We start from the raw sequence: 1,868 nt of genomic DNA on the forward strand, positions 1-1,868 counted from the left end.
CGAAGCGCTCGCGCAGCAGCACGCGCAGGCGATCGCGGAAGCGCAGGCCGCCGCGCAGCGTCACGCCGACGCCACCGCCGAGGCCGAAGCCGTCACGCAACGCCATACCGAAGCGATCGCGCAGGCCGAGGCGGCCGCGCAACGCCACGCCGACGCCGCCGCGCAGGCCGAGGCCGTCACGCAACGCCATACCGAAGCGATCGCACAAGCCGAAGCGGCTGCGCAGCACCACGCGAAGGCCATCGCCGACGCCGAGGCGCTGGTCGAGGCCGTCGTCAAGGAAGCCGCGACGAGCGCGGTGGCCGCCACGGCCGTTGCGGCGGAAGTCGTCGAACCCGCACCGGCCGACACGCCGGCGGCGGAACCGGCCGTGAACGCGCCTGCGCCGGCCGTGGCCGAAGCGGTGGAGGCAACGGCCGACACCGGGACGGCAATCGTCGCGACGGCGCAAGCCGACACGCCGGTTGAAGGTGAAGTCGAAGCCGAAGCCGCCACCACGCAGGCGCCGTCCGACAAATCGACGCTGCACGTATCGCGTCCGACGCAGAACGAACTCACGCTGACCATCAACGGCGAATCGATCACGCTGCATCCGGAGCAACTGGGCCAGTTGATCGAGGAACTCGCGCATGCACGCGCGTCGATGCAGCCGGAGCCGCCGCCCGGCATCCCGGCCGGCTGGCGCTTCGTGACGACGAAGAACCCGATGATGGCCGTGCAGAAGCAGTCGAACGGCGACCGCCTGCTGGTCGCCCGTCACACGGGCTACGGCTGGGTGCCGTTCACGTTCTCGCCGGACGTCGTGATCCAGATGTACATGATGCTGACCCAGCGCTAGGCACCGGCAGGCAGCCCCCGCCGAAAACGAAACAGCCCGACCGTTTCCACGATCGGGCTGTTTGCTTTCCGGCTGCCGGGAGGCACGCCTCCCGGGATCCGCTCAGCGCTCCACCGGCGCCTGCACGCGCGCCTTCCACTGGCCGCCCTTGCCGCGCCAGTAGCGCCACGCGGACGCGAACGTCGCGCCGACGTAGAACAGCGCGACGAGCGGCAGCGCAGGCGCCCACAGCGGCGAGCGCCGGTAGTAGCGCAACATCGGCGCATACGCGGCGCACATCGACGCCCATGCGAGCCACGCCGGCCACGCGCGCGCGCCGTACGCGAGCGCCGCGGCGGGCGGCACGAGATAGATGATCGTCATCCCGAGCAGCGTGCCGGCCAGCAGCAGCGGCGAGTAGTGCAGCTGCGTAAACGCCGTGCGCGCGATCATGTTCCAGATGTCGCGCCAGCTGTCGTACGGGCGCAGCGACACGCTGCGGTCGGCCAGGTCGAGCCGGATCGGGTGGCGGCCGCTGCCGCGGTGCTTGATCTGCGCGGCCAGGCTGCAGTCGTCGATCAGCGCGCCGCGGATCGACTCGATGCCGCCCGCTTCCTCGAGCGCCGTGCGCTTCACCAGCATGCAGCCGCCCGCGGCACCGGCCGTCCGGTTGCGCGGGTTGTTGATCCACGAGAACGGGTAGAGCTTCGCGAAGAAGAACACGAACGCCGGGATCAGCGCCTTTTCCCAGAACGAATCGCAGCGCAGCCGCACCATCAGCGACACGAGATCGCGGTTCTCGGCCTGCGCGCGCGTGACGAGCTGCGCGACGGCGTCCGGCGGATGGCCGATGTCGGCGTCCGTCAGCAGCAGGTAGTCGGCCGGCAGGCCGAGCGCCTGCACCGCGGCGATCCCCTGCGACTGCGCCCACACCTTGCCCGACCAGCCGGCCGGCAGCGGCTTCGCGGCCAGCACCGTCAGCCGGTCGGCGCGGTTGATGGCGAGCGCGGCCGCGCGGGCCGCGTCGGCGGTGCCGTCGTCGCTGTGGTCG

The 1,868-nt window shown here is 71.6% G+C and carries 1 protein-coding gene and 1 pseudogene; one reads left to right on the forward strand and one right to left on the reverse strand.

Annotated elements, in window-relative coordinates:
* Positions 1 to 838: pseudogene (locus DPV74_RS41110) on the forward strand (phage tail protein); the annotation flags it as partial.
* A 102-nt stretch (positions 839 to 940) separates the two neighbouring features.
* Here DPV74_RS41110 and DPV74_RS41115 read toward each other — a convergent pair.
* On the reverse strand, positions 941 to 1,868 hold a 928-nt coding region (locus DPV74_RS41115), incomplete at its 5' end, for a glycosyltransferase (RefSeq protein WP_119339272.1).

The organism is Burkholderia sp. HAN2018 (assembly GCF_024704855.1).
GTDB lineage: Bacteria > Pseudomonadota > Gammaproteobacteria > Burkholderiales > Burkholderiaceae > Burkholderia > Burkholderia cepacia.